Raw genomic sequence first — 23,378 nt, forward strand, 5'->3', positions numbered from 1 at the left:
CTATGACTCCAGATGAACTTACCCGGCACGGGCATGCCCAGCTGAATATCCCTGTTCTATATGAGGACAACCATGTTCTGGCCGTTGTAAAGCCTGTCAACGTTCCGACACAAGAAGACGCCAGCGGTGATCCTGATCTGCTGTCTTTACTCAAGGAAGACCTTAAAATCAGACACGATAAGCCTGGTAATGTCTTTTTAGGACTGGTTCACAGACTGGATCGGCCTGTAGGCGGTGCCATGATCTTTGCCAAGACGTCCAAAGCCGCTTCTCGGCTGTCAGAGTCGGTTCGAGGCCGTAGTTTCCGCAAGATGTATGCAGCGGTTCTAAACGGTGTTCCCGCGGCCCCACAAGGCCGTCTGACCCATCATCTGCTAAAGGACAGTCGTACTAACACGGTCCAGGCAGTTCGTCCCGGTACGGCCGGGGCCAAAGAGGCCATTTTAGAGTACCAAGTGCTTGGACAAGCAGATGGTCTCAGTCTTGTACAAATTGAGCTACACACCGGACGCTCGCATCAGATTCGTGTACAGATGCAGGCTATCGGTTGTCCTCTATACGGGGATCAAAAATACGGTGGCAACCTGAGCCGCCCAGGTCAACAATTGGCGCTCTGGTCTCTGCTTGCCGGAGCACCGCATCCGGTTAGCAAGGAGAACATGAGCTTCCACTCGTTCCCTCCAGCCCAATTCCCATGGAGTGAGTGGCCCAAATCGCTTTATGAAAGTATGCTCAAAGCTGAGCATTGAGCAGGCATATACAAAAAGAACCGGCAATGCATGTAATCAAACCAACATGCATTGCCGGTTCTTTTTTGTTAAAAATCTGATACTCCCCCCACCCTTATGACGAGGAGACCACAGACTGCCCTTTCTTGCTGTTCACCAACTGCTGACGGGGCAGAGCGTTTTGAGCATTCGTATTCTTGATGAAAAATGCCAAAATCAGGGCCATCACACTCAACAGCGTCGCAATGATAAAGGCTGAGTTGATACCATAAATCGTAGCCTGGTTGCCTGCTGCCAGCATCTCTGCTTTATTTGTAACAGATAATCCCTCAGATACAACAATATTCGTCAGACGGTTGCTGCTTTGAGTCGACATCACCGTCACCAGAATTGCTGTTCCGATTGAACCGGAAATCATACGCAGTGTATTACTCATCGCAGTACCATGCGCATTCAATCGTTGCGGAAGCTGGTTTAACCCGGCCGTTTGGATCGGCATCATCAGCAATGACATCCCGAACATCCGAACCGTATAATTAGCCAGCAGCGTCATGTAGGTCGTTGTCTCGGTCAAGCGTGTGAACTCCCAAGTCGTCACAGCTAGGATCAATAAACCGATCACAGACAACCATCGTGCTCCGATCCGGTCGAAAATAGCCCCGGTTACAGGAGACATCACCCCCATCAGAATCGCCCCCGGCAACATCAGCATACCGGACTCAATCGGTGAAAAGCCGCGGATATTTTGCAAATAAATCGGCAGTAATATCATACCGGCGTACAAAGCCATCGTCACAATGACATTAATGATTGTCGTCAAGCTATACACATCATATTTGAAGATACGGAACTCCAGCATAGGTTCATCAACCTTCAGCTGGCGAACAATAAACAGAATCAGCGCGATCGTCCCCACAATAAGCGTAGACAGGACCGGAATACTTCCCCAGCCCGATGTTCCTGCATCACTAAATCCATATAACAGTCCACCGAAACCAAGCGTAGACAAAATGATGCCGGGAATGTCCAGCTTAGGCTTGGACTGCTCCGTTACATTTTTCAGGAAAATAAATCCGATCACAATCGAAATCACTGAAATCGGCAGGATGATCCAGAACAGTACCCGCCAGTCGTAATGCTGGACTATATAACCAGATAAGGTTGGTCCAATCGCTGGAGCAAAACCCATCGCAATCCCCAGTGTTCCCATCGCCCGGCCACGACGCTCAATTGGGTAGATGTTCAAGATAACGACCATCATTAAAGGCATCATAATACCCGCACCCGCGGCCTGAATGAGACGTCCGATCAGCAATATGCTAAAGCTCGGCGCAATAGCGCACAACAGCGTGCCGATTGAAAAGATAATCATCGCACTAATAAACAATTTACGAGTGGAAAAACGCGCAATCAAAAATGCGGTCACTGGGATCAATACCCCGCTCACGAGCATAAAGCCCGTACTAAGCCACTGAGCCACATTGGCATCTACATTCAGATCACTCATCATTTTCGGTAAAGCCACACTTATCAACGTCTGGTTTAAAATCGCAACAAACGCGCCAATCAACAGAGCGGCCACAATGGGTGCTCTGCGTACATTACCTGGTAGTGTCATTTGAGGACTGCTCAAGTTGATTCATTCCCTTCGGTGTCAATTTCATTATCATTTGTTTATGGATATCCAGAACCATGTCCAGATGCTCCTTCGGGATGTCCAGAATGGGCAAGACGCGCTCCATCCACATGACGTCTACTTTTTGCATGATGTCTTTTCCTTCCGGGGTAAGCGTCAGCACTAAGGATCTGCGATCATGCTCATGCCGTCCGCGAGCGATATATCCTGCCTTGGTCAAGCGGTCAACCACCCCGCTCATGGAGCTACACCCCATATGGGCTATGTCTGCCAGCTCGGATAACCCGATATTGGGTCGTTTATTCAGAATCGCCAAAGCCATGTGCTGAACGGCTGTCAGTTCCAAATGCTGCTCCTCATTCCAGAAGGCATAAAATATCGTTTTGTTAACCTCCCTTACCGACTGAATAATCCGGTACACCTCAAGTCTGTCTTCCTCTCTGTCACTCATTGGAACCATCCTTCTTCCCATTACCCAATTCACATTCCATATACATAATCAAGCAACTATTCGTATACGAAATGTTATTTATGTATAACTAATTTTATCATGTTATATGTAAATGTCAACATTCACCCCTGTAACAAATATAAGTATTGAAAAGAGCAGATGAAACTTGCAGAATACAGAAAGCCATTTAAAAAAGGTGTCAACAGCTACAAAATGTGGTTTTTCAGCACAAAAACGCGGATATGTGTGACCCCTTTGGCCAGCCTTATCCGCGCATTTTTATTTAGAATATGAAAGAGGAGATGCTTACTCCGCTCGCTCCATTTGTTCCTTTACTGCCTTTGTCTCGTTTACCGATGCAGAAGTTTTCGTTTTTGTGGTGATTTTACCTAACAAATAAACCAGCAAATTTTGATTATGCTGCGAAATGCGGTTTAGTACAGAACCCAGAAAATCATCCCTTATTTGCAATCCACGTTCCGCTTCTTCTCTTCCTTGATCCGAAATGACAATCCATACGATTCTGCGATCCTTTACGTCTCTAAAGCGGGTGACCAGGCGATTCCGCTCCATCCGGTCTAGCAGCATCGTAACGGCCGCAGGTGTGGTTGCGAGGTACGGGATCAGTTGAGACGGTTTCATGCGGCCGTAATCGTTCAGAACCTCCAGCACCGTAAGCTGAGCCTCAGTTAATGATGGAGCCAACTGCTGCTCCATATGAACCTTGTAATCCTTAGCCATTCTGGACCAGATTTTCGCAAATTCGGTCGTTTGCATTTTGCCTCACTCCTTTGAATAACAGGGTCAGTAAAAGCATCATAGTTACCGTATGGGCCACCGTCCGGATTGTATTTCATCACATTAAATTTTCGCCATTCAGCTCCGGTTTCCTGCCGTTTTTGGAGCATCAATTGAAAAGGGGAAGGAAGTCTCACTTCGGTTTTGGAGGCTGGTCAAGGTTCGACAGCATGACGGCAAAAAGGTCCTCTTTCGTGCCGGAATGGCACGAGAGGACCTCTCTTTTTCGAGCTAAAAAACGCTTGACTTTCCTGTTATTCTATGGACCGGGAAGTCTGCGACTCACTACGAGGCAGCACATTCACAATTTCGTCCTTCTTCTCCACAGGAGCCAGCAGCTTGCCTGTATCCTTGCGGTCAGCCAAAGGAGCCTTTTCCGAAAGGAAGGACATCGTCTGTCCATCTGCAGTGATCGCAAACAATTGAATAGCTTCACGGCAATAGAAGGCAGCCACAATCCGAGTTCCGTTCGAACGTACCCGTTTGCCTTCCTTGAATTCGAAGGTGGTGATTCCTTTACCGCCTCGTCCCTGAGCAGGATAATCCAGCAGAAGCGTACGCTTGCCATAACCGGATTCGGTCAGCACCAGCACTTCTCCTTCATCCTCTTCCACCCACAGCGCTGCGACAATTTCATCGCCTTCCGCCAGTTGTATACCTTTGACACCAGCCGAAACGCGACCCATCGCATTAACCTCTTGCTCCTTGAAACGTATGCTCATCCCCGCACGGGTAATCAACATAATATCCCGGGTGCCGTCGCTTAGCGTTACCGATAATACCTCATCGTCCCCTGCTACCTTGCAGGCCGCTACAGCACTGGAGCGTTTCGTAGCATATTCTTTCAGCTCGGTTCGCTTCACTTGACCCTTCTTCGTTACAAACACCAGACTTTTGCCGATTTCCTCCATGTTTTTGATCGGAATGACACTCACGATCCGATCATCCTTGGTTAAAGGAATGACGTTAACAATCGGAGTTCCCGGCTCTTTCCACTTATACTCTGGCACCTGATGCACAGGCAATAAGAAATATTGTCCGCGCTGAGTGAAGACGAGCAGCACATCAAGTGTGTTGACATCAAGCAACTGGGTGACATAATCCCCTTCCTTAACGCCAGAAGCTGAGCGCTCCCCACCGGAACGGGTGAAGGACAGCATACCTGTACGCTTCACATAGCCGTCTTTGGAAAGAGTCAGCAATACATCCTCTGCCCCAACCATGACTTCCAGATTCACCTTAATCTCTTCAACTTCACCCTGTATGTCTGAACGGCGGTCAATGCCGTACTTTTCACGGATTTCCAACAATTCTTTGCGGATCAAGCTGATCAGTTTGCGATCACTTTCCAAGATAGAACGGTACTGTGTAATCTTTTTCTGGATTTCATTTAATTCCTTTTCCAGCGTAGTGATTTCGAGATTTGTGAGACGGTACAACTGCAAGGTCAAAATAGAATCTGCCTGACGTTCGCTAAAGCCAAACATCCATTGCAAATTATTTTGCGCGTCCTGGCGATTTTTGGAAGCTTTAATGGCCGCAATGACCTCATCCAGAATGTTAAGCGCCTTGACCAAACCTTCCAACACATGGGCACGATCCTCCGCTTTTTCCAGCTCAAACTGGATACGGTGCGTGACAACCTCACGCTGATGGGCGATATACGCTTCCAAAATCGACTTCAAACCAAGCTGATGCGGCGCTTTGTTCACAATGGCTACCATGTTGAAGTTGTATGCCACCTGAAGGTCGGTTTTTTTCAGCAGATATGCCAAAATCCCTTCCGCATCGGCTTCCTTCTTCAGTTCCACCACAATTCGCAGACCGTTCCGTCCACTCTCGTCACGAACCTCAGCAATCCCTTCCACCTTTTTCTCCAGACGGATATTCTCCATGGCGGTTACGAGCCTTGATTTAACAATCTGATATGGAATCTCCGTAATCACCAGTTGCTGCTTACCTCCGCGCAAAGACTGTATTTCCGTTTTGGAACGGATATAAATACGTCCTTTGCCTGTACGATAAGCGTCTTTAATTCCTTCGCCACCCATAATCAGCCCGCCAGTCGGGAAATCTGGGCCTTTAATAAAGGTCATAATCTCTTCCAGCTCAATATCCGGCTTTTCCATCACGGCAATGCTGGCGTCAATGACCTCGCGTAAGCTGTGCGTCGGAATTTCAGTCGCAAATCCGGCCGAAATCCCACTGGAGCCGTTTACTAGCAGATTCGGATAACGGGATGGCAATACAACCGGCTCCTTGGCCGAGTTATCAAAATTATCCTTGAATAAAACCGTTCGTTTTTCAATGTCACGCAGCATTTCCATCGCGATAGGAGAGAGACGGGCCTCCGTGTACCGCATAGCTGCCGCCGGATCATCGTCCTGGGAACCCCAGTTGCCGTGACCGTCCACCAGTACGTGACTCATTTTCCAAGGCTGCGCCATCCGCACCATACCATCGTAAATCGACGAGTCACCGTGGGGGTGATAATTACCCATAACATCCCCGACGGTTTTGGCAGATTTCCGATAAGCTTTATCCGGTGTGTTGCCGGAATCGTACATGGAGTACAGAATCCGGCGCTGTACAGGCTTTAATCCATCTCGCACATCCGGTATCGCCCGATCCTGAATAATATATTTGGAATATCGGCCAAATCGGTCACCGACCACTTCCTCCAGAAAAGCTGGCAAAAATTGCTCCGATAAGCTCATGTATACACCTCATTTGATAGCACTACTCTACATATTCCGTAAAATCTACGTTTTCCACAATCCAGCGCTTGCGCGGATCAACCTTGTCGCCCATCAGTGTGGACACACGGCGTTCAGCCTTGGCTGCATCCTCAATCTGGACGCGAAGCAAGGTACGTGACTCGGGATTCATCGTCGTTTCCCATAGCTGATCCGGGTTCATCTCCCCGAGTCCTTTATAGCGTTGAAGCTCAAAATTCCGCCCAAATTCCTTTAAGTAATTTTCAAGCTGCTCGTCAGTCCAGGCATAACGTACTGTTTCGAGCTTACCCGACTTACGGGTTATCTTATACAATGGGGGTTGAGCAATAAATATGCGTCCCGCATCAATCAGCTCTTTCATATACCGATAAAAGAATGTTAGCAGCAACACTTGAATGTGAGCGCCATCCGTATCCGCATCCGTCATAATGATGATTTTGGAATAATTGCTGTCTTCCAGCATAAACTCTGTTCCTACCCCCGCCCCGATTGCTGCTGTAATCGCGCGGTACTCATCATTTTTCATAACATCCACCAGCTTGGATTTCTCCGGGTTCATCGGCTTACCCTTCAATGGCAAAATAGCCTGAATTTTGGAATCCCGTCCCTGCTTCGCCGATCCTCCAGCCGAATCACCTTCCACGATAAACAGCTCATTTCGTGTAAAATCCTTGGACTGCGCAGGCGATAGCTTGCCGTTCAGATTAGAGCTTTCACTGCGTTTCTTGCCGGAACGCATTTCGTCACGGGCCTTACGTGCTGCTTCACGGGCTCTGGATGCCTGTACTGCCTTTTTGATTAACGTTTGCGCGACCTGAGGATTTTCTTCCAGAAAACGCTGCATCTGCTCTGATACAATAGCATCCACCGTACTGCGTGCGGAGGCGCTGCCTAGCTGATCCTTCGTCTGACCGACGAATTCAACCTCGGCCATCTTGACACTGATTACGGCCATCATTCCCTCGCGCAAATCATTGCCTTCCAGATTCTTATCCTTTTCCTTCAGCATTACCGTGCGTCGCGCATAGTCATTCATGACACGGGTGTAAGCGGCTTTGAAGCCAGTTTCATGCGTCCCCCCGCCGCGTGTCGGAATGGAATTGACAAACGAAGCAATCGTTTCGGTATAACCTGAGTTGTACTGAATGGCGATTTCCACCTCAACGTCTTCCTTCTCCGCGTTAAAGTGGATGACGTCATGCAGCACGTCCTTGCCTTCATTCAGAAAAGCGACAAATTGGCTTGCTCCGCCCTCATAAAAATATTCATCCGATTTCCCGCTCCGTTCATCTTTAAGCTGGATACGAAGACCCGAGTTCAGAAAAGCAATTTCCTGAAGACGCTCGGCCAACGTATCGTAGTTAAAATGAATACCTGTCTGAAATACGCGAATATCCGGCTTAAATGTAATTTTGGTGCCCGTCTTGTTAGTATTGCCCAGCACTTCAAGGCCTGTGGTCGGTTCCCCGACATGCTCCACGCCCTTCTTGTCCAGCCAATATTCAAACCGCTGACGATGAATCTTGCCGTCCCGGTAAATTTCCACTTCAAGCCATTCCGAAAGAGCGTTCGTTACTGACGCGCCCACACCGTGCAGCCCCCCGGACTTTTTATATCCCGAACCGCCGAACTTACCTCCGGCGTGCAAAATGGTAAATACAACCTGAGGTGTAGGAATTCCCGTTTTGTGCATTCCCGTAGGAATACCGCGCCCGTTGTCTGTTACTGTAACGGAACCGTCCTTATGCATTGTAATGTCAATGCGGGAGCAAAACTTGGCAAGATGCTCATCCACCGCGTTGTCCACAATTTCCCATACCAAATGATGTAGTCCCGAAGAACTGGTGCTCCCAATATACATGCCCGGCCGTTTGCGAACTGCCACAAGCCCTTCGAGCACTTGAATGTCGTCCACGCCATATTCCAAAGCTCCGTTCTGAGTGCCGGACGCTTCCGCAGACAAGTCGATTTTGTCGACCATTCATGCTCCCCCTTTGTCTAATCGTAACCGTGTTTTGCCTTATTCTTGATGACTTTCACCAAAAATGCAAACAGATGTTTTCTTTTACCTTGTCCATTTTAATTCAATATATCCCGTTTCGTAAAGACGGCGAATGAAACAATTAGCGCCGCCCCCCCCCAAATACCCAGTACAGCCAAAGAAAACGGCAAGGTCATCCCCTCAATCGGGGCAGGGCTTCCTGATAAATAATCGGTCAATTCAAGGTTAACCATAAATAAATATTTGGCGCTCTGCCAGGACGAGGCCATGTTCGTTAAAATCGTGCCTGAAATAAGCGCAGCCATCATTACCACAATGCTTGCCGCCGTACTACGTACAAGTACAGAAACCATAAAAGCAAGCGTGGCTACCACGAGACTGACGAACCAGATCAATCCGGCCTGCAGCATCAGATAATACCATTGCGGGATCGCATGTACCGCAGACATATCCACCGTCGATCCAACAATTTGGAAGCCCGTAAATACCGGAACATTAAAGCCGCGAAAGCCAAAAAACAAGCCTGATATAAGATAACTGATCACAAACACAGCCAAAATGATGAGCGAAACGAACATATACAGCGTTAGCAGCTTGCTCAGCAGCACCTTCCACCGCCTGACAGGACGGGTCAGCAGCATTTTTATGGTGCCCGTCGTCCGTTCTCCTGAAACCAGATCGGAGGCAATCGCCATAATAAGCAATGGAACGAACAAATTAATGGAATTGTCCATAAACTCTCTAGTAAAGGTTACGCCACTTGGCTCATTCGGGTTAACGTCATTTTCCAGATAATATTGCATTTGTTGAACAAATACTCGTCTGTAGGTCTTCCACTCCTCTGGAACCCGGTCACTCCCCAGCGAATTTTGGTTATCCGTAATGGCCTGACGCAGCTCCAGCCGCCAGTCATTGCCGAATTTTTCGCGGTTATTTTCCGCCACCTTCATCTGAGCGTACGTAAAAATCGGCACAAGCACAAGCAAAACAAGTAAAATGACATAAAATCGTTTCTTCTTGATGATTTTGAGCGTTTCATTTTGTACGAGCGGTAAAATGTTATTCAAGAATCTCACCTTCCGTCATTTTCAGGAATAGCTGCTCCAGTGTAGGGTTGATTTTGGTTACACCTTTAACGGAAATACCGGAAGCCGTCATTTGTGCGACCAGCTCCGCGATATGCTCTTCGTCCATTTCTGTAAAAATAGCATCCGCTCCGCTGCCTGCAACAATGCTGTCATCAATCAGTTCATCGGCATTCGTAATAATTTGTACATGCGGAGAGTCTTTCAACAGGGCAAGACCCTGATCATGAGGCTCCAGTTGCCATACAGCCATACGCGAATGTGTTTCAACCAATTCCCGCACACCGCCAACAGCAAGCACCCTTCCCCGGCTAATAATCGCGACACGATCACACAGCAACTGGATTTCACTAAGCAAGTGACTGGAAACAAATACAGCCATGCCCTCTGCCGCTAGCAGACGGATAAAAGCTCTCATTTCCTTGATTCCCTTGGGGTCCAATCCGTTTGTCGGTTCATCCAGAATAAGCAGCTTGGGTCTGCCAAGCAATGCCTGAGCAATACCAAGTCGCTGGCGCATGCCGAGAGAATATGTACTTACCTTATCATGAATACGGCGATCCAGCCGCACCAGCTCCACCACTTCACGAATGCGCTGTTCATCCACGCCAGGCTGCATCCGGGCAAAATGCTCCAGATTCTCCCACCCTGTCAGGTAACTGTACACCTCCGGATTTTCCACAATAGAACCGATATGCTGCAATGCCTGCTCCGGGTCGCGGTTCACATTATGACCGCATACAGTAATGGTGCCCTCCGTAGGCTTGATCAGATCAACCAGCATACGGATGGTCGTTGTTTTTCCGGCCCCATTGGGACCGAGAAAGCCAAAAATTTCACCCGCACGTACATCGAATGTTACATCATGGATAATCATTTTGCGTCCGATACGCTTTTTGACGTGCTGAACAGAGAGAACCGTTTCGTTGTCGTTTCTGCCTCCGTCTGCACTGCCAATCTGGTTGTCGGAATGATAGTCGGATACTCCATCTGTATTTATCGAATCCTTTGCTATATCGATCCCGGTCTTGTCAGCAGATTGGATGCCCATCACTTGTTCCCTCCCTTCTTCACATCAGCGGGCTGACTGCTCGTGGACTGCTGTCCATTCCCTGTATTGTCGCCTTCCTTGGCCGCTGCTACCGCAAACCCTTGAGCGATACGCTCAGCAATTGCCTGATAGCCCTGACCGTTAGGATGAAAGTGATCAGTGGATAAATAAACCGGCAAATTTTGCTGAAATAAATCGAAGGTTGGAATTAGCGTCATATTACTGTTTTGGTTGGTAACTGCCATAGCAGCCAGGTTCCATTCCGTCACGACAAGATTTCCCGGAATTTTCATTTCCGGCAGGTCACTAAATGGATTATATAGTCCAACGTATATAATTTTAGCCTTCGGATTGATTTCTCCGACCTTTGTCAGCACTTTTTGCAAACGCTTGGCCGCATCAGGCAGAGCTTTGCGCAAGTCTTTAAGCGTAGGTGGCTCTTTGCCAGTTTGGGCAGCTTGTGCCCCCTGAAACAAATCATTCCCGCCAATGGACACAATAATAACATTAGCTTTTTTCAACACATAAGCTACGCCAGGCTCATTCAGTTTGGTCAAAAGTCCTTGAGTCGTCAGCCCGTTAATGCCCAGATTGTTAATGAGCTGAGCCTTATGTCCTTCCTGATCATTTAACAAGGTCACCGACCGTCGTACAAAACCGCTGCCTGAGTCATCGCCAGTTCCTTTTGCCAGCGAATCTCCAATGGCTGCGACCCGAAACTCCCCCGCCTGAGTTGCAGCGGCTGGCGCATTTTGTATCTGCGATGAACCCGAATTTACCGGTTTGGTGCTAACGAGCGGCTCTGGAGTCGTAATGCTTCGTACTGCGGCAATAAATCCGTACAATAATAGCAGTGTGGCGGCGATGGACACGGAACCGACAGACCGCCAGATCCATTTTGATGAATTCACTCGTGTTCCCTCCTGATTACTTAGTGAAATAAACATAAAGCTTCTCATATCATTTTGCAAATAAACCGTTCTGAGTGTTATGAAGCATACATAGCATTTTGCAAACAATCTCAAAAGTGATTTCAAATCAGCAATATAGAGATCAAAACGGTTTAGTTCGTCTATCTATTGTATTTTCGAGCGTTGGGAATCAAATGATTCAAAATGCTGAAGTATGTTAAAAAGGATGGCATATCGCCATCCTTTTTATTACGCCTTTTTGGTTCGTTTAGCTCATCCTTTACCTCTGTATAGACGAAAAACTACTTACTATCAGGTATAAAGCTTTTGATCCATTGTCCGAAGCTACCCGGATTTCGGCTTTGGATCAATACCGTTCCCTCACCGCGAAAACGGCATACAAGTGCTTCTCCGCTCGTTACACTGGACAACCAGCCTTTGGACGCTTTTTCAATTTTGTAATCCATATAGTCCGGCCATGCCACCAGATGAGCGTTATCAATAATACGCTCCTCTCCGGGTGCAACATAAATTGGATATATGGCTCCATAAGAGGACAAAAACACTGTTCCGCGACCGCTGATTTCAACGATAAAAAAACCTTCGCCCGAGAACAATCCTTTCATCAGATTCTGCATTTTAGTGCTGACCTCAATGCCCTCCGTACACGCCAGGAAGCCATCCTTTTGCACCAAGAGACTATACGTACCGTCCAGTTCCACCGCTTGTACATCACCTATACTTGCGGGAGCAAGCAGCACTTCAGCCGGCCCCCGAGATGCTCTCAGCTCCTGAAAAAAGAATTTCTCCCCGCTCAGCATCCGGCCTAAGCCGCGCAATAATCCACCATCCACAGTCCCCTTTATGTCCACGCTGGAAGACATGGAAACCATAGCTCCCATCTCCGCTTTAATCGTTTCTCCGGGGTTCATCTGCACCTTGAGCATAGCAAAAGCACCTTCATGCACAATTTCGTAGCTCATTCGTTCACCTGACTTTCCCATAATTTATTAGTTATCAATATAGCTTGGTGTTATCATACTATACTTGCCGCACTTATGCCTGTTCTTGCATATAAGCAAAAGTGATAGTTAAGCGCACCATTAGAGGAGCAAACAGCGTAAAAAAGCCCGCTGAACGTGTCAGCAGGCCCTTAAATCTAGTGTTAGGCTGTCAATATAGTATCATAACATAATGACGCTTGAAATGCTTTTTTATGATCGACTTTTAGTTACGTGTAAATTCCTGAACCCAATATCCATTATAGTAAGCTACACCGATTTGTGTATATTCTGCCTTCAAAATATTTTCACGGTGTCCCTGACTGTTCATCCAGGCTTTCATAACTTCTTGCGGCGTTTGTTGTCCCATCGCAATATTTTCACCCGCATACGTATAAGTTACACCGAATTTCTTCATCATATCAAACGGTGAGCCGTAAGTCGGTGATGTATGGGAAAAGTAATTGTTTGTACTCATATCCTTTGCCTTGGCCAAAGCTACTTCGGTAAGCTTCGAGTTAGAAGCGAGTGGGCTCAAACCTTTTTGGCTACGCTCGTTATTCACCAGCTTTACTACTTCTGCTGCAAATTGAGACTTACTGAGCTGTGCATCCGACCCGGCGGACTGACCTGCTCCTGAATTCGTATTTTGAGCTTTCGACTGTTTGTTGGTAGCAGGCTGTGAACCTTTTTGGTTAGCCGGCTTTGCCACTTGCTTGTCGGAAGAAGGATTCGTCGTCTTTGTTTTCGCTTGATCCTGTCCGAAACAATCCGTATTTACGTTCTTCGTTACTGTCGTCGTCCCATTGGACAATTGAACAGAGTATCCGCTATTTTGTAGCCACTGTTGTAGCTGCGCCGACAAATCGTCAGCCGGTGCTGCTGATGCCGGAACGATGAATCCTGCGGATAAAACGGCGCTTAAACTTCCCATCACCAGTGTTTTTTTCAACATATTCTTCATTTCGTCATCTCCTTGTTGTATTAATTTCTTGGTGTGTACATGTTCGCTCTGAACATGCGTGGTTACAACTTTGTAATCTTTACTCTAGCAGTATATCATGTTTCCTAGCAGGATCAATGGTGTAAAAGTTGGTAAAAAAATAGCCCCGCTCGGCAATGGCCTAAACAGGACTGATCTATGGTAATGAGGCTCTGAATATAATCCGGGCTTATACAGGACTATTATTTAAGCTTTTTGCTAAAACGGTAGCCTTGCTTTTCAAAGCCGATTCGGTTGTAGAATGCATGTGCCTCTATTTGTTTGATGCGGTTATTCGCTCCGGTAATGAACAAATGGAGACTTCCTTGCTCACGTCCCCACTCCTCACCACAGGCCACCAGACGCTTGCCGATGCCCTCGCCGCGATACTCCTTGCTCACGACCAGCATGGTGATTTGTACGGCAGGATCAGGATAAGCCAAGCTTTGAGCCGTATGCATGCCGATTACGCCGACAACACGACCATCCATTTCTGCAACCATCATATTGGCTTGACAGTCCTCCTGCGTAGTTCCCATAACTTCTTTCATCACACCACAAGTCATCGGATATCCTACTTCTCTTAGCAGTCCTGTTACGGCTTCGCAATCGCCAAGCTCTACGGAACGAATTGTCAGTACTGGAATCATCACATTGTTAGACATGATTTACCTCCACTTTCAGCTTATTGGCAGCTTCTTTGGCCGTCTTCCGTGCTGTTTCCACATCTCCCGCAGCGCTAAGCGCTACAGCCATCCGGCGTCCCGGCTTGGTTTCAGGCTTCCCGAACACTCGCACCTGTGTCCGAGGTAGCAATAATGCATCATGCAGACCTCCGATTACAAAATCCCGTGTAGCCTGTTCTGCCTTCAAGGTAGCCGAAGCCCCAGGGGTTAGCAGTGTAACCGACGGTATCGGGAATCCGAGAATGGCCCGCACATGAAGCGCAAATTCCGACAAATCCTGCGTAATCATCGTTACCATTCCCGTATCATGCGGACGGGGGGATACTTCACTGAATACAACGCCATCAGCCGTTAAAAACAGCTCTACGCCAAACAATCCGTAACCACCCAGTTCATCCGTAATCGTACGGGCAATGTCCTCCGCGTCCGAGAGCTGCTTGTCCGTCATGCCATGAGGCTGCCATGATTCGACATAATCCCCATCCTTTTGAATGTGGCCAATCGGTGGGCAAAAAGTCGTACCCGATACCGATCTGACAGTCAATAACGTAATTTCACTCTCAAACGGAACAAAGGCTTCAACAATGACACGTGTTGTTTTGGCACGTGCGCCTTCCAGCGCCGTATTCCAGCAGGATTCCGCATCTTCGGGTGTCCGGCATACAGACTGCCCTTTACCCGACGAACTCATCAAGGGCTTGACCACGCATGGCGTGCCCAGCTCATGAACCGCTGACCGCAACTGCTCAAAATCATCTGCAAAGCGGTAGGCGGCGGTCGGAAGCTGCAACTTCTCAGCAGCAAGCCTGCGAATGCCCTCCCGGTCCATCGTAAGACGGGCGGCCCGGGCCGTTGGAACTACGTGAAATCCCTCTTGCTCCAATTCTTCCAAAGCACTCGTAGCAATAGCTTCGATTTCAGGTACAATTATGTCGGGCTTTTCCTTGCGAATCAGTGCCTTCAACGCCTCAGCATCCTGCATATCCAAACAATAAGAACGATGAGCCACCTGCATTGCTGGAGCCAGTTCATAGCGGTCTACAGCAATACATTCCACGCCAAGCCGCTGAGCTTCAATAATGACTTCTTTTCCCAATTCGCCGCTACCCAGCAGCAGCATTTTTTTAGCCCCGGCAGAAAAAGGAGCACCCCACATCTTGAACTCTTCCCCCTCTGAAGATATTGCTCTGATCTCTTTTCATCTTTATTTTCAGGGTTTAGCTCCAAGAATGCAATAGCGCTCCCCATTTAATTTTACAAAAATCGCGATTTTTTGATCTTTTTTTTTACAAAAATCTGAACTGTGCTTCCACCAGCCCCCGATAAATTCCATGTTTTTTCATCAATTGTTCATGATTCCCACCTTCTTGGATCTGCCCATGATCCAGTACGACGATATGATCGGCATTCCGAATGGTGGACAAACGGTGAGCAACCATGAAGGAGGTTCTGCCTTCCAGCAACACCTGAAGAGCCTCCTGAATTTTTAGCTCTGTTTCCGTATCTATACTGGCTGTGGCTTCATCCAAAATGAGAATTCGTGGATTAGCCAGCAAAGCGCGGGCAAAGGATAATAGCTGGCGCTGGCCCATGGACAGCATACCGCCCCGCTCCTCTACCTCTGTTTCATAGCCGCCCGGCAAATGAACGATGAATTCATGAGCATTGACTGCCCTGGCAGCGGCTTCAATCTCCTCATCCGTTGCATCCAGTCGACCGAATCGAATATTATCGCGGATCGTACCTGAAAAAATAAATGTATCCTGTAATACGATGCTAATTTGGCTACGCAAGCTCTCCACCGTTATATCACGCACATTATGGCCGTCAATCGTAAGTCGTCCTGATGTAATGTCATAAAATCGGCTGAGCAGGTTAATGATTGTGCTTTTACCAGATCCGGTATGCCCGACAAGCGCAATGGATTGACCCGCCTCGACAGAGAGATTAATGCCTTTAAGCGCCTGACGTCCCTTTTCATATTCAAAAACAACTTCTTCAAAGCGGATATCTCCGCGAATGGGCGGCAGGTCTTGGGCTCCCGGCTTATTCGCAATATTCGGCTGTTCATCCATAAACTCAAAAATTCTTTCCGACGAAGCCATAGCAACCAGCAACTGATTGTACATTTGGCCCAGTCGATTAATCGGGTCCCAAAAGTTCCCGACATAGTTGGCAAATGCAACCAGCAGACCTACCGTAAGCTGATCCGTCTGAATCAGATGTGCCCCGAACCAGAACAGCACAAGCGTACCCAAGCCTCCGGTAATATCAATGAGCGGGCCGAAGACCTGATTCATGGCCGATGCTTTATCCCAAGACCGTTTGCTGGAGCTGTTCATGTTATCGAAATAAGTCATATTTTCCTGCTCCTGCGTGTATGCCTGTGTCACACGGATACCCTGAATGGACTCATTCAGATGAGAGTTGATACGGGAATTCTTCATGCGTACTTCCTGCCAAGCACGGCGGATGCGCACACGCAGCTTGGTAGAGATTAAAAACATGATTGGAACAGTCACAATGACCGCCAGACCCAGCTTCCAGTTAATCAGCAGCAAAATGACGATGATTCCAGTGAGCTGTACACAGTCAATCAGAACGTTCACCGCACCATTCGTAAATAGATCCTGAAGCGAGTTGATGTCATTCGTAACGCGTACCAATACAGATCCAGCCGGTCTTTTATCAAAAAAGTTGAAAGAAAGCTTCTGAATATGCTTGAACAGATCCTCACGCAGATCGTAAATGACACGTTGACCGATAATATTGGTGAATTTAATGCGGTACGTACTGGCTGCCCATTGAATTAAATATAGCAACAGCACTGCTCCGGTTATGAGCAGCAGTAATTTTACACTCGGCAGTGCAGGCACTGTGGGAGCAATCGCCTTGTCAATGGCCAGACTGATCAGATAGGGAACGGTCAGCTTGGTGATGGTACCTAGAATCATCATGACCAGTAGTATCGGCAGGATCTGCCGGGCGTAAGGCTTCATGTATGCGAGCAATCGTTTGAACTCGGACCAGTTAAACGGTTTGTCTATGACATCATCATCCTGGTACACAAATCGCTCATTCATTTGTTTTTGAAGCGTTTTGGCTTTTTCAGCGGGTACATTCATGGTCTCACCTGCCTTTGGGATACACCGTCAGGAGTCTGGGCTATGTAGTCGGCGTATTGAATATGATACACATCCTGATACGGACCTGGGGTGGCAATGAGCTGTTCATGCGTCCCTCGCTGGGCTATCCACCCTTCCTCCAGCACTACAATTTCATTAGCATGACGAAGTGAAGAAATACGGTGAGCAATAATAAAGGTCGTCCGTCCCCGCATAACCTCTTGAAAACCGGTCTGGATTTCATGCTCCGTCTCCATATCGACTGCGCTGGTCGCATCATCAAGCACCAGAATTTTCGGATTTTTGAGTAATGCGCGCGCGATGGCAATCCGTTGCTTTTGCCCGCCGGACAGCCCCAGTCCCCGTTCACCGACGACTGTGTCATAACCCAACGGCAGCTCGGTAATAAATTCATGCGCCTGAGCCAGCTTGGATACACGTATAATGTCATCCATACTGACATGGCTTAGTCCATAAGCAATGTTGTTACGGATGGAAGATGAGAACAGGAACGTCTCCTGGAACACGGAAGATATTTGAGCACGTAAATCACGGATTTTCAAATGGCGTATATCCGTTCCATCCAGCTTGATGCTGCCTGCGTTCACATTGTAAGCACGCATAAGCAGTTGAATAATGGTGGATTTACCAGATCCGGTTCCTCCCAAAATTCCGATGACTGATCCCGGGGGAGCATCCAGGTTGATGTCAACGACAGCGGGCAGCTTATTCCCGTAAGCAAAAGTGACATGCTCAAAGGTAACATGGCCCTCCACCTTATCAGCATCGAGCGTCAGAGCATCAGCTTCATCGGTAACATCCACCGGTTGATTCAGTAGCTCCAAGACCCGTTCACCGGAAGCTTTGGACTGGGTATAGTTATTGATATGGAAGCCAATGTTCCAGATGGGGCCGATAATGTACCAAATTAAGCTAAAAAAGGCGACAAGCTGCCCCAGGGTCAGCGACTTTTCAATAACCAGATAGCCCCCCATGCCCAGCAGAAGAACTACACTGACCGAAGCAATCAGCTCCATAGCGGGGAAGAAACGACTCCACAGGGAAGCAGCTTGGATCTGATTACTTTTGTATTGCTCATTTCGTACTGAAAATTTTTCAACCTCATATGATTCGCGGGCAAAAGATTTAACAGTGCGCACACCTGTTATATTTTCCTGCACCGCTGTCGTCAAGGCGCTGAGCGCAATCCGCATTTCCTGAAAGGTGGGGTGAATTCGGGATTCGAATTTAAACGTGACGAAGAGTAGCAAAGGCATGCTGATCATCGTAATGAGGGTGAGTTGCCAGTTGATATACAGCATCATCATAGCTCCAAATACGACCATCAGTATCACATTGAGGAGTTGGGCAAAACCAAACCCGATGAAGTTGCGAATCGCCTCCAAATCACCCGTCAAACGGGACATGAGATCCCCCGTTTTGGCAGTGTCATAATATCTGAAGGACAAAAATTGTAGCTTTTCATAACAAGCATTGCGGAGTCGATACGCCAGATAGTTACCCAGCCGTCCACCAAAAAATCCGTGTAAAAATTGCATAAAGCCTTTGACGATCACGACTCCCAGTACAGTTAGAGCCAGCGCGGGAACTTTCCCAAAGTCACCGGGGATGATAGCGTTATCAATTAGCCTTTGGAGCAGGTTTGGATACACCAGTCCCAGGGCCGTCGCTATCGCAAGGCATAGAATGGAAAGAAACAGATAATGTCTCCTCTCACGAAAAAAGCCCTGCAATTGCCTGAGCACTTCCATGTCAATGTCCCTCCATTAGTTGCACGACGTTGTTATATGGCTTAGTGAAGTTTACCATTCGCATTCCAAGGCGGCAAAGAGGATAACTGACCGTTTTCAGGCAGGTTCGCAATTGGCGGGTGATTAGACAAATTAAATCGCTTTCTTATTATTGAATATGGCTAATTACTCGGTATTGCTGTCTTTTTGGAGCATGCGTAAAACACCGGATTGTCCCGCAACCCGGTGTCTAATGAAAGATATGCTTGTTCATGAAGCGACTGTAGCCCGCAATCTGGACGGAATGCTTATTAGGTGGCTGATTAGCGTATTTGAAAAAATGATCTTAGTCTACACGCAAAGAATTACGTTAGCGATTCTTCCAGCTCCAAGGCGGCGATCCGACTGGCAAGCTCTTCCCAAACCTGTGGCTGCTCACCACCCGTAAGTGCATGCTCCATACCGCGAATCGTCTCCAGCATCTGCTCCCGAAGCTGAGCCGTCTGCCACGTTTGTTCCTCCTGCACCAATGTAATGTAAAAAGAGGACATTCGTTCCCGTTGTTGCTCTACAGCTTCCCCGATTCGCTCACGCAGCACCGGCTCCAGTGTGGTTTGCAGACCCGCACGGCCAGATCCTTCAAAAAATAGCTTTGGATTTTTAAAGCTGTTCCAATATTCTTTCCAATGAACGGACTCCTGCAAGGAAATTTCAATCAGTTCGGGAACAGCCCATTCTCTGGGTTCGGGAATCGTGCAATCCAGTCCTTCCAGCTGATGGTTCATGTCCTCTACGCACCGCTGTATAGCCTTGCGTACCAAGCTTTGTCCCGTTTTTTCCAGCCTCAGCGTAGTTGCCAGCAATTCTTGTGACAGTTCCAGTTCGATCAGGCGCATCAGCTCACGGCCACAAGAAGCAAATGCTGAACGAAGATCGCCCACACCTTCCCGCAGGACAGACGGATGAAACGCCTCTGCCATAAACTCTCCAGTCCGATAAGCCAGCCGTTGACGTACGTGAAACAACAGTTCATCGGTTTCCCCAGACAACACGGCTGAACCACTGCTATTAGACAAGCTCAGTAACGTTTGCTCCAGTTCCTCGCGGATATGGGTTAATCGCTTCAACCGTCCTTCGCGTTCCTCCACGCTATATCTGGCATCTGCGGCGTGCTGCACTATCCGGCTTCGCAGCCGACCCAACTCCTGCATGGCGGAAGCGATGGACAGTCCGGCCAGCTCTTCGGCTGCAAATGCTGAAAAATCATCTTCAAACGCATCAAAACGTGAAACGGCACGCAGCGAACTCTCTCCTTGCTCTGCTGCTTCCAGCGCCAGCATACTAGACAGCGGATAAATACGCGGCTTACGAATCCCGTTCGCTTGCAGTTGCTCCTGCACATGCCGCGTTACAGATTGAAGCTCTTCTTCGGACGAAGCAAGGTCCGCTGCATTGACGATAAAAAAGGTCTGATCCAGCGCCAATGTCTCTTTCACCCGGCCCAATTGGTTTAAAAATTGACGGTCTCCTTGGGTAAACGCGTGATTATAGTACGTGACAAATACAAGAGCGTCCGCATGCTTCATATAATTGAAGGTCACACCTGTGTGACGCGCATTGACTGAATCCGCTCCAGGCGTATCCACAAGTACAATCCCCTGACGGGTCAGAGGACAGTCATAATAAAGGTCAATATGCTCCACAAAGCATGACTTATGCTCAGACGCGACAAAATCCCGATATTGGTCCAGATTTACTTGAAGCTGCTGGCCCAGCAAACGTTCAGCTTCTCCCCATCCAGCGGCGGCAGCCTTCAAAAAGCTGTAGTGGGGCCGTCCGGCAGGGTGAATGCCTTCCGGGGATAACGCATGTATGGCATCCTGCCATCCCTCTACACCGGGCTCTCCCAGTCCTAACAGCCGAAACGAGTATTTAAGGTCTTCCCGCAAAGCGTCCACTGATTTCATATGGACGTCGGCGGTGGCATGGCGCTCCTGGCTTGCGGGCGCCATAATCCGGTTAATTGCCGCTGTCGTCGGATGCGGCGATACGGGCAACACCGCTTCGCCCAGCAAAGCGTTGGCGAAGCTGGACTTCCCGGCGCTGAACGCTCCGAACAGCGCCAGCGTGAACCGCCCGCCTTCCAGCGCAGCGGCGCGGGCGTGCAAATCCCGTACTGCCGCTTGCATGGCAGGGTACGGGCTCAGCAATGCAGCGGCGGCCTGCAAGCGGGACGCTGCTGCATCCAGCCGCGTGCGGCGGCCTCCGGCAGCGGGCTGTGCTGCCGCCGTGCCCGCAAGCGGCTGCGCCGCTGCGGCGTGTGCGCCTCCGGCGGCAATACGCGCAGCGCCCGCTGGCGTGGCCAAAGCCGCAGCGATGGTTTCCGCCGCAGGCGCTGGCGCAGCCGCCCGGGGCAACGCACCGGGTGCGACGGCACGCGGCAGCAGGCTGCGCAGCGCGGTGGCGTGCGCAGCCGAGGCGCTTAGGCGGGCACGATAACGGCCTGCCGCGTCCGCCTGCGCCAGCAGATCGGTGCGCGCGTACGCCAGCGCCGCGCGGTGTGCTTCGGCCTGCGCAGCTAGCTGCACCAGCAGGCGGTCTGCCAGCGCCAGCGCCTTGCGGCGGCAATCTGCCGTAACGGCGCTGCGCAGATCCTTGCAATAGTTCAGCGTATACTCCGGCGACAACGCGGTTTCCTTCACCGTCTGCTCAATCAGTCTCCGATCCGTCACAGGACGAATTTCGTCCAGCTCCTGCTCCATCGTAGCCGACCACAAACCATGCCCATCCCCCCAGGAACGCAGCAGCTCTCGCACATGAGGAAGCAACTGCCCCTCCACCTGATCAGCCAGCATACCAGTCAGTCGTTCTAATCGGTTTTCCTTCTCCCGCTCCGTCTTTCCTCCGGCAAACCATAGCCCGGCCTTGAAGCCCGGCTTGCGGCTCTCCAAATATTCCCCCGCCGCCTCACGCAGCTCCGCAGGTGTCAAATGAGCATGCTCCAGTACATGATCCAGCTCTTGTCGCAGCCGTTTATGCTCCTGATCTGGTAGTATATTCCAGAGTTTATCCTCTTGCTGCAAAACTTCCAGTTCCATATCCAGACGCGAAATGACTTCCTCCCCGCCTGCCTCTTCCAACAACGTATTCAGTTCCTCTTCCTCGGCAGCCTGCACAGCCTCCACATGTTGATCCGCCAAATGGCGCATGGAGGAAACCAAACTGTACGACAATAGCTCTGTTTTTCGCTCAAACAGTGCTTTGATCAGTAACGGCAGCTCTTCCCATTGGTTCCAGGGATGGCTTTTCTCTTTCAAGGAGGTGAACAGTATATCCGTGTAATGAACCTGCCAAGCATGGAAGCTGGCCTCCACCTCACTACGATAGCGTGTAAATGAAAGCTCTCGTTCTCGATGCTTATCTATTTGATTAATAATCAAATATAATGGCTTGCCCCAATCTGACAGGCTTTTGGCAAAGGACAAATTATTTTCCGATTGAACATGGTTATAATCCATCACATAAAAAACAATATCCGCCCAGTGCAAAGCAGAATGTGTCGCCAGCGCATGACCGTGGTCCGTAGAATCGACACCAGGTGTATCCAGCAGCACCCCTCCGCCAGCTAACATCGGGACATCCTCCCATACCTGAACCGATTCATAAGCTCCGCCATTTTTACAATATTCAGCCAGTTCGGACAGAGAGGTTTCCAGCACCTCAGGCTCCAGGTTTTCTGATGTTTTGGCCGGATGAATTAGCGCTCTCGAACGTCCGTAACGGATGGACACCACATTAGCACTCGTAGGAACTGGCCCAGAAGGCAGCACTGTTTTGCCGCACAGACTGTTAATCAAGCTCGATTTCCCTGCGGAAAAATGCCCACAAAATGCTATGGTCAGTTCCTCTGCATCCGCCTTCTCCAGCAAGTCAGCTACGGCTTTCGCTCCTTCCTCATCCCCGGCTGTGCGCAAAAAATTCCGTAGCTGTTCTATCGTATTCAATTCTTCCTGAGCATTCCCTGTAATCGTTTGCATCATAAGCAATAATTCCACTCCTTGTCCCTTAGCTGCCTCAAATAGCTTTATTGTAGCATTCCTTAGACGCTGTGAGAATCATCACAGTTAAGGATTTTGCAAAAATCCACAAATCGCCGTGACATCAGTAATATATGTATCGAATTGATTTTATTCGTCTATACATTACACCTTGGAGCGGCTGAATCTAATTTTGTAAAATCCTGAATTAAAAAGATGTTAAAAAAAGGCGCTCCCCGCCATGTACATGACTTTGGGAAACCGCCTTTTTATCAATAATACCAATAAGTTCATCTCATTCTGTCCAAAACTGATCTTTACAGCAACGCTTCAATATCCTCTTCCATATCCAGAGGATCGGTCGTCGCCTCAAAGCGTTTGACCACTTTCCCGTTC

The 23,378-nt window shown here is 48.8% G+C and carries 16 protein-coding genes and 1 pseudogene; 1 reads left to right on the top strand and 16 read right to left on the bottom strand.

Annotated elements, in window-relative coordinates:
- The first annotated feature begins 2 nt into the window (after window positions 1–2).
- Window positions 3–749, top strand: a complete 747-nt coding sequence (locus C1I60_RS20480) for an RluA family pseudouridine synthase (RefSeq protein WP_137063368.1) — start codon at window positions 3–5, stop codon at window positions 747–749.
- 94 nt (window positions 750–843) lie between these two features.
- Here C1I60_RS20480 and C1I60_RS20485 read toward each other — a convergent pair whose 3' ends face one another.
- The 16 genes and pseudogenes from C1I60_RS20485 to C1I60_RS25920 all read right to left on the bottom strand — a co-directional run.
- Window positions 844–2,346 (bottom strand): DHA2 family efflux MFS transporter permease subunit, encoded by a 1,503-nt coding sequence (locus tag C1I60_RS20485; protein WP_137063369.1) that lies wholly within the window; start codon window positions 2,344–2,346, stop codon window positions 844–846.
- Complete coding sequence (locus C1I60_RS20490; protein WP_137063370.1) at window positions 2,330–2,815, bottom strand: MarR family winged helix-turn-helix transcriptional regulator; 486 nt, start codon at window positions 2,813–2,815, stop codon at window positions 2,330–2,332. The genes C1I60_RS20485 and C1I60_RS20490 overlap by 17 nt, the downstream gene beginning before the upstream one ends.
- Before the next feature lie 306 nt (window positions 2,816–3,121).
- A complete protein-coding gene (locus tag C1I60_RS20495; RefSeq protein WP_137063371.1) occupies window positions 3,122–3,592 on the bottom strand; it encodes a MarR family winged helix-turn-helix transcriptional regulator in 471 nt (156 codons plus the stop codon).
- A 275-nt stretch (window positions 3,593–3,867) separates the two neighbouring features.
- The gene (gene gyrA, locus C1I60_RS20500) at window positions 3,868–6,330 is read right to left on the bottom strand and encodes a DNA gyrase subunit A (RefSeq protein WP_137063372.1); all 2,463 of its coding nucleotides are present in this window, start codon (window positions 6,328–6,330) and stop codon (window positions 3,868–3,870) included.
- 22 nt (window positions 6,331–6,352) lie between these two features.
- Entirely contained in the window at window positions 6,353–8,332 is a 1,980-nt protein-coding gene (gene parE / locus C1I60_RS20505; protein WP_137063373.1) for a DNA topoisomerase IV subunit B, read from the bottom strand.
- 98 nt (window positions 8,333–8,430) lie between these two features.
- On the bottom strand, window positions 8,431–9,420 hold the full coding sequence (locus C1I60_RS20510) for an ABC transporter permease (RefSeq protein WP_137063374.1): 990 nt from the start codon (window positions 9,418–9,420) through the stop codon (window positions 8,431–8,433).
- Window positions 9,413–10,489, bottom strand: a complete 1,077-nt coding sequence (locus C1I60_RS20515) for an ABC transporter ATP-binding protein (protein WP_137063375.1) — start codon at window positions 10,487–10,489, stop codon at window positions 9,413–9,415. The genes C1I60_RS20510 and C1I60_RS20515 overlap by 8 nt, the downstream gene beginning before the upstream one ends.
- Window positions 10,489–11,436, bottom strand: a complete 948-nt coding sequence (locus tag C1I60_RS20520; protein ID WP_137063376.1) for a GDSL-type esterase/lipase family protein — start codon at window positions 11,434–11,436, stop codon at window positions 10,489–10,491. The genes C1I60_RS20515 and C1I60_RS20520 overlap by 1 nt, the downstream gene beginning before the upstream one ends.
- 266 nt (window positions 11,437–11,702) lie before the next feature.
- Complete coding sequence (locus C1I60_RS20525) at window positions 11,703–12,383, bottom strand: TIGR00266 family protein (RefSeq protein ID WP_137063868.1); 681 nt, start codon at window positions 12,381–12,383, stop codon at window positions 11,703–11,705.
- A 244-nt stretch (window positions 12,384–12,627) separates the two neighbouring features.
- Complete coding sequence (locus C1I60_RS20530) at window positions 12,628–13,365, bottom strand: CAP domain-containing protein (RefSeq protein ID WP_137063377.1); 738 nt, start codon at window positions 13,363–13,365, stop codon at window positions 12,628–12,630.
- Window positions 13,366–13,586: 221 nt separating this feature from the next.
- Window positions 13,587–14,048: a GNAT family N-acetyltransferase gene (locus C1I60_RS20535; protein ID WP_137063378.1), complete on the bottom strand. Its 462-nt coding sequence runs from the start codon at window positions 14,046–14,048 to the stop codon at window positions 13,587–13,589.
- A complete protein-coding gene (purT, locus tag C1I60_RS20540; RefSeq protein ID WP_137063379.1) occupies window positions 14,041–15,225 on the bottom strand; it encodes a formate-dependent phosphoribosylglycinamide formyltransferase in 1,185 nt (394 codons plus the stop codon). The genes C1I60_RS20535 and purT overlap by 8 nt, the downstream gene beginning before the upstream one ends.
- Window positions 15,226–15,355: 130 nt before the next feature.
- On the bottom strand, window positions 15,356–17,194 hold the full coding sequence (locus tag C1I60_RS20545) for an ABC transporter ATP-binding protein (RefSeq protein WP_137063380.1): 1,839 nt from the start codon (window positions 17,192–17,194) through the stop codon (window positions 15,356–15,358).
- A complete protein-coding gene (locus C1I60_RS20550; RefSeq protein WP_137063381.1) occupies window positions 17,191–18,966 on the bottom strand; it encodes an ABC transporter ATP-binding protein in 1,776 nt (591 codons plus the stop codon). The genes C1I60_RS20545 and C1I60_RS20550 overlap by 4 nt, the downstream gene beginning before the upstream one ends.
- Before the next feature lie 344 nt (window positions 18,967–19,310).
- On the bottom strand, window positions 19,311–22,985 hold the full coding sequence (locus C1I60_RS20555; protein WP_137063869.1) for a dynamin family protein: 3,675 nt from the start codon (window positions 22,983–22,985) through the stop codon (window positions 19,311–19,313).
- Window positions 22,986–23,299: 314 nt separating this feature from the next.
- Window positions 23,300–23,378: pseudogene (locus C1I60_RS25920) on the bottom strand (glutathione peroxidase); the annotation flags it as partial.

It is taken from the genome of Paenibacillus terrae, from assembly GCF_005217525.1.
In the GTDB taxonomy this organism is placed as follows: Bacteria; Bacillota; Bacilli; order Paenibacillales; family Paenibacillaceae; genus Paenibacillus; species Paenibacillus terrae_C.